The 6744-nt window shown below is 35.7% G+C and carries 5 protein-coding genes and 1 other annotated feature; of the genes, 4 read left to right on the forward strand and 1 reads right to left on the reverse strand.

Annotated features, from left to right (window positions below):
• Nucleotides 1–42: 42 nt before the first annotated feature.
• Together D8M05_RS12590 and dnaI are read left to right on the forward strand one after the other, a co-directional pair.
• The gene (locus tag D8M05_RS12590) at nucleotides 43–1392 is read left to right on the forward strand and encodes a replication initiation and membrane attachment family protein (protein WP_121132319.1); all 1350 of its coding nucleotides are present in this window, start codon (nucleotides 43–45) and stop codon (nucleotides 1390–1392) included.
• An 11-nt stretch (nucleotides 1393–1403) separates the two neighbouring features.
• On the forward strand, nucleotides 1404–2330 hold the full coding sequence (gene dnaI / locus D8M05_RS12595) for a primosomal protein DnaI (protein ID WP_121132321.1): 927 nt from the start codon (nucleotides 1404–1406) through the stop codon (nucleotides 2328–2330).
• A 65-nt stretch (nucleotides 2331–2395) separates the two neighbouring features.
• Here dnaI and D8M05_RS12600 read toward each other — a convergent pair whose 3' ends face one another.
• Nucleotides 2396–2785, reverse strand: coding sequence for a hypothetical protein (locus D8M05_RS12600; protein ID WP_121132323.1), 390 nt, complete (start codon nucleotides 2783–2785; stop codon nucleotides 2396–2398).
• 350 nt (nucleotides 2786–3135) lie between these two features.
• Between D8M05_RS12600 and ytxC the strand changes: the two genes are divergently transcribed.
• Nucleotides 3136–3999, forward strand: coding sequence for a sporulation protein YtxC (gene ytxC, locus D8M05_RS12605; protein WP_121132325.1), 864 nt, complete (start codon nucleotides 3136–3138; stop codon nucleotides 3997–3999).
• 54 nt (nucleotides 4000–4053) lie between these two features.
• Nucleotides 4054–4284 (forward strand) — a binding site (T-box leader).
• A 62-nt stretch (nucleotides 4285–4346) separates the two neighbouring features.
• Nucleotides 4347–6293 (forward strand): threonine--tRNA ligase, encoded by a 1947-nt coding sequence (gene thrS, locus D8M05_RS12610; protein WP_121132327.1) that lies wholly within the window; start codon nucleotides 4347–4349, stop codon nucleotides 6291–6293.
• Nucleotides 6294–6744: the final 451 nt, after the last annotated feature.

The raw sequence follows: 6744 nt of genomic DNA on the forward strand, positions 1-6744 counted from the left end.
TTCATTTGTGTCGAATTACGTTATATTGAGGGTGGAATAATATTGAGATTTATTGGACAAGTATTACCAGTTGATGGATATTTTGTTACTTTAAAACATCATTTAACAAAGAACTACTCAAAGTCATTAACACATTTATATCAACCGCTTATTGGTATACAGGCAGTGATGTTGTATCAAACATTGCTGCATGAAATAGAGCTCGAAGAAGAAATTTCGCCTCAAACACATCATACGTTAATGAACTATTTGAACATTCCGTTAGATGAGATTTATAAGGCAAGGTTGAAACTGGAAGGAATTGGTTTACTTAAAACGTTTAAAAAAACAAAAGAGAATACAACTATTTTTACGTATGAATTACAGGGGGCTTTTGCTCCGAGTGACTTCTTTCGAGATGCCATGCTATCTCAATTACTTTATCATCAAATAGGTGACCAAAAATATAACATGCTGAAAAACCATTTTGTTAAGACGTACTCAGAAAATGTTGGAGAGGATATCACGGTATCTTTCCATGATGTATTTCAGACATTTACCCCAACACTTGAAGTTGTGAAACCTATTCGAAGTGAGGAAGAAAGTCCACCTGTACAAACAGCTGATTTCTCCTGGTTGATCCAAATGTTAACGCAAAGGATGATACCAGTTGGGCGAGTATTAACGGCCTACAATAGAAAATTAATTTCGCAAATGCAGCTATTATATGATTTAGATAGCTATGAAATTGAGAAATCTGTCTTATGGGCTTTAACGGAAGAGAATTATTTGAATACGGAAGAGTTTAAAACAGCATGTCATGACTTATTTAAATCAAAACATCATGATTCTAAAATAAAGCTAACAGAAAAGGTTGAGAAGAACCAAGCGTTACCTAAGTCCAAACCTGTAACAAAAGAAGATATGCTGATACATGAATTAGAAACAATCTCACCAAAGCAATTACTAGAAGACTTGTCTGGAGGAAATCAAGCTTCTGAACAAGATATGAAAATTATTCGTGAAGTAATGACTTCTCAAGGACTTCCATCGCCAGTAATGAATGTGCTTATTCACTATGTATTGCTGCAATCAAATATGAAGTTATCGAAAGCATATTTAGAAAAGATTGCTAGTCATTGGTCACGGGCAAATATTAAAACTGCAAAAGAAGCAATGGAATTTGCTAAGAAGGAAAAAGAGAGATTCCAAAAAACACCGCAGAAGCAGCAACAGCGAACTTCCTATAAGCGGAAAGACTCAAAAGAAATTGTTCCAGATTGGTTCAAAGAAAGAAAAGTCAAACAAACGAAAACAGTACAAAGCACTCAACCTGTTATCGATTTAGAAAAAGAGAAAGCAGAACTAGAAAAACTCCTTAACCAAAAAGTGCAGCATAATAATCGATTTTAAGGATGATTTAAATGGAACCAATTCAAGAATCGCTATCAAAATGGATGAAGGAAAATAAAAACTTCAAAGAAAACTATGAAAAGGTTAGAAACGAAGTATTGAGTGATCCCGAAATAAAGGAATTTCTATCCTTCCATCCTGATTTAAGTACGCGAGAAATAAACAAAAGCTTAATCAAACTATATGAATATAAATCTCAGTCAAAACAGTGTGATAAATGTTCATCATTGGATTCATGCAAAAACATGGTAAAAGGTTACTCGCCTGTACTGCATGTAGACCGTGGAGAAATACATTTAACATATGAAAAATGCCACAGTAGAATGATGTATGAAAAAGAAGCAAAACAGCAAAAACTTGTACAAAGTGTTCATGTGCCAAAAGAAATTCTCCAAGCATCCCTGAAGAATCTTGATGCTGATAATGATAGACGGGAAGGTGTCATGGAGATCATTCAATTTATTAAGCAGGCAAACCATGAATTGCCGAAAAAAGGAATTTACTTTTATGGACCATTTGGTGTCGGGAAAACGTATTTTTTAGGTGCAATTGCGAATGAATTAAAGAAGTTGAATATTTCTTCAATGATCATTTATATGCCTGAGTTCGTGCGAGAAATCAAAGGCTCCTTTAAAAATGATACAACAAACGAAAAAGTGGATTACTTCAAAAAAGCTGATGTACTAATGCTTGATGATATTGGTGCGGAGATGCAATCTGCGTGGTTTAGGGATGAAATTCTAGGATCGATTTTACAATATAGAATGATGGAACAGCTACCTGTATTTTTTACTTCCAATTATAGTATGGACCAATTAGAAGGGTTACTAGCCACAACAAGAGATGGCATTGAAACCGTAAAGGCAGGTAGAATTTTAGAACGTATTAAACAAGTTAGTAAAGAAGTATCTCTATTTGGAGAAAATAGAAGAAGGTAGAGAAGACTAGTATCAATTTAGATACTAGTCTTCTTATTTTTATTTGGCTCTGCTAATTATCTTTATTATTTCTTAATTCCCGCAGTTGATATGAACTGTGAGGTAACAATAATTTGGGAAATTTTCTTGAGAGAGCTTATCAAGTTCATTTGAAGAGAATTTTGCTCTATTTCAATCTTGAGAAGGCTTATCAAGTTCATTTCAAGAGGGTTTTGCTCTATTTTAATCTTGAGAAGGCTTATCAAGTTCATTTCAAGAGGGTTTTGCTCTATTTTAATCTTGAGAAGGCTTATCAAGTTCATTTCAAGAGGATTTTGCTCTAGTTCAATCTTGAGAAGGCTTATCAAGTTCATTTCAAGAGGATTTTGCTCTATTTCAATCTTGAGAAGGCTTATCAAGTTCATTTGAAGAGAATTTTGCTCTATTTCAATCTTGAGAGAGCTTATCAATTTCATTTGAAGAGGATTTTGCTCTATTTCAACCTAGATAAGGCTTATCAAGTTCATTTCATGAGAATCTTGCTCTATTTCATTCTTGATAGCTCCGTTGAGTATTGGCATTCATAATTCTTTATTGATCTTGAGAGTACAAGCAAGGTATTTTTTAAGTTCGATGTTACCTCGCAGTTTATATCTATTGTAATTTTATGGTAAAAATAAAAAACTATTGTCTGGGACGAGTAAATGCATTCTCAATCTTCTAGAATATCCATTATTTTTAGTAGATTATCAGGTTTAATCATTTTTTAGACTCTTTGTCCATATAATTGTAACAGTTCGGTTGTGGATGAGGGTGATGTTTATTTATGCTTGTGGCTTATTTTGAATCCGATAAAGAAGTACTTCGTTTTTGTGAGCAGTTATTTCTACATTCTAAACAAATTAAGTTACATTGGAAAATTCATGAGGAATGGGGGAATTATATACAGATAGAAGAAAATATTGCGAGTAAGCAGTTAAAAGAAATTATAGCAAAGGCGATGACAAATGTTTTTATTACCCATCGCTTAGGTAATATGATTAAGATGATTATTGAGAAATGCTATTATTTTACGAATACAGATGAAATCGAACGAATACATGATATTACCAACTGGATATTCGCAGGTGTTGATGAGGATAGTCTGCAAGTTAGAAAGAAAAAAAGTGAAGATCCGAGCGGGCTGCTCTTTTCGTTATTTATTGCTAATATTAAAGACACCCATGCAATTCACTATGACTCAATCATCAAATTTAGTTTAAGCGTTTTTAAGGATCATTTGATTCATTATGTTGGACTTGCAATTGATGAATTTAAACGGGAAGAAGATCATCAAGAATTTGTAGATATGTTACGTAATTACATTTCCCGAAAAGAGCCAAGCTTCCCAACGATTCATATTTTACAAGGAGATACCTTTACGTTTTATAAAGAGAGTGGGAAGGTATTTTCGAATATGGAATTACGTACGATTATGCAGGAAGAACCATTATACATTGTTGGCTTAGATGAGAATGAAATGAACTTGGCACCGCTCATTGCAATGGCGCCAGAGAAAATAAAGATATATGGTGATGACCCTGCTGAACCAAAAACATTGACTGTTATTAATGTATTTCAAGAAAAAGTGCAATTTAAAGGAACGAATCAATTTCCATTTGCATATTATTTGAAAAATGAACAGAAATAAACTTGCATTTATGAATTCTCGAGGCTATAATACAAATTATAATCATTTTAAAATATAAAGGTATTGATAAGGACATGATTGTTTGAATTCGGTCGAAAAGAGATTGGAAGTCATCTGGCTGAAAGCTTCCTCGAGTCACGAACAAATAATTACCACCTTTGAACCCTACTATGGAAATAAAAGTAAATAGTAGCGTAAATCTGCGTTAAAGATATAATGAAGCCGTAAGAGTATTTTACGGAAATTAGGGTGGAACCACGACGTATCCAAGCGCTCGTCCCTTTGCTGAAAGAAGCAGAGGGATGGGCGCTTTTTTATTTTTTTAATATATGAAAGGAGCAATAAACATGGCAGAAGAAATAGTAATTAAATTCCCAGACGGAAATGAAAAAGGATTTCCAGTAGGAACAACAGGTGAAGATATTGCAGGTTCTATCTCTCCAGGACTAAGAAAACAAGCAATTGCAATAAAGTTGGATGGGGAGCAATATGACCTTCGACGTGAACTTCATCATGGTGGAGCAGTTGAAATCTTAACCTATAAAAACGATGAGGCAATTGATGTGATGCGTCATTCAACAGCACATTTAATGGCGCAAGCAATTAAACGCTTGTACGATGATGTTAAATTCGGGGTTGGTCCTGTCATTGAGGAAGGATTTTACTATGACATGGATATGGCGCATAAAATTACTCCAGAGGACCTTCCAAAGATAGAAAAAGAGATGAAACGCATCATCGATGAAAATTTGGAAATAAAACGTGTGGAAGTATCACGCGAAGAAGCTATCGAGCGCTTCAAAGCAATTGGTGATGATTTAAAATTAGAATTAATCGAAGCAATCCCAGAAGGTGAGCAAGTTACAATTTACGAGCAAGGCGAATACTTTGACCTATGTCGTGGAATTCATGTTCCAACAACAAGTAAGGTAAAAGCATTCAAACTTTTAAGTATTTCTGGTGCTTATTGGCGTGGCGATAGTAATAATAAACAGTTACAACGTATTTATGGCACAGCATTTGAAAAGCCTGCTCAACTAGAGGAACATTTGAGAATTTTAGAGGAGCGTAAAGAACGCGACCATCGTAAACTTGGTAAGGAATTAGATATTTTCACCGTTTCTCAGAAAGTTGGTCAAGGATTACCACTATGGCTACCAAAGGGTGCAACCATTCGTCGTACAATTGAACGTTATATTGTTGATTTAGAAGAACGCCTCGGGTATGACCATGTGTATACTCCAGTTCTTGGTAGTAAGGAATTATATGAAACAAGTGGACACTGGGATCATTACCAGGATGATATGTTCCCACCAATGGAAATGGATAATGAGACATTAGTATTGCGTCCGATGAATTGCCCACATCATATGATGGTATTCAAGAATAAATTATGGAGTTATCGTCAAATGCCAGTTCGTATCGCGGAACTTGGAACGATGCATCGCTATGAAATGAGTGGTGCACTTGCAGGATTGCAGCGTGTACGTGCGATGACACTGAATGATGCCCATATCTTTGCTCGCCCAGATCAATTAAAAGAAGAATTTGTACGTGTAGTTGAATTGATTCAACACGTTTACAAAGATTTTGGTATCGAGGATTACTATTTCCGACTTTCTTATCGTGATCCTGAAGATAAAGAGAAATACATTGATAATGATGAGATGTGGGAAAAAACACAATCTACATTGAAACAAACAATGGAAGATCTGAATTTAGAATATGTGGAAGCAGAAGGGGAAGCGGCATTCTACGGTCCGAAACTAGATGTTCAAGTGAAAACTGCACTTGGTAAAGACGAAACGCTATCAACTGTACAATTAGATGTACTCTTGCCAGAACGTTTTGATTTAACATATATCGGAGAAGACGGGAAAGAGCATCGCCCAGTTGTTATTCATCGTGGTGTCGTATCAACTATGGAGCGTTTTGTTGCTTTCTTAATTGAAGAATATAAAGGGGCATTCCCAACTTGGCTTGCGCCTGTACAATTGAAAGTAATACCAGTTTCACCACAAGTACATCTAGATTATGCGAAAGAAGTTGTCGACAAATTAAAATTCCAAGGTGTGCGAGTTGAATTAGATGAGCGTGATGAGAAGATTGGTTATAAGATCCGTGAAGCACAAACACAAAAAGTTCCATTTATGCTTGTGTTAGGTGATAAAGAAATTGAAGATAACGCAGTAAACGTTCGTCGTTACGGGGAACAAAAATCAGAAACATTTGCGTTTAGTGATTTTGAAGCATTAATCAAAGCAGAAATTAACGAGAGAAAATTGCGTAAATAACATGTAGCTCCCTAGTTGGTTTATCCAATTAGGGAGTTTTTTGTGAGAAAAAGGTTGGGTCTTAAGTTAAGGAGTAGTTGATTAAACTGTGGATATGTTTAATTCAGAATTGTCCTAAACACGTCGTTCCGGAAAGACACTTCGCTTTCCGTGGGCGGCTGGTGAGCCTCCCACAGGAGTCTACGTGTCTTTCCTCCACTAAGTACCTGCTCTACTTGTATACAAACTAGAAATTTATATTATTTAAGGAAGAACGACTGTCCAAAACGGGATTTTATAGACTACAACCTCAAAAATATCTAGTGCAGCTATCATAGCGGAGGCAGAATGCGTAGACTCCTGGAGCGACCGAGCATAGGTCGTAATATATAGCGGGTGGGATTCCCGTCGAGAAAGAACTAGCCATTCACTCGTAGCGAGTCTTGGAGGGCAGGTGGTAACACGCTGCCTT

Origin of the sequence: Oceanobacillus bengalensis (assembly GCF_003628445.1) — a bacterium.
Classification (GTDB): Bacteria; Bacillota; Bacilli; order Bacillales; family Amphibacillaceae; genus Oceanobacillus; species Oceanobacillus bengalensis.

Bases quoted from the DNA above. Each gene is read 5' to 3' on its own strand.
- thrS (WP_121132327.1), top strand. From the start codon at position 4,347: ATGGCAGAAGAAATAGTAATTAAATTCCCAGACGGAAATGAAAAAGGA.
- dnaI (WP_121132321.1), top strand. From the start codon at position 1,404: ATGGAACCAATTCAAGAATCGCTATCAAAATGGATGAAGGAAAATAAA.
- ytxC (WP_121132325.1), top strand. From the start codon at position 3,136: ATGCTTGTGGCTTATTTTGAATCCGATAAAGAAGTACTTCGTTTTTGT.
- D8M05_RS12600 (WP_121132323.1), bottom strand. From the start codon at position 2,785: ATGAAATTGATAAGCTCTCTCAAGATTGAAATAGAGCAAAATTCTCTT.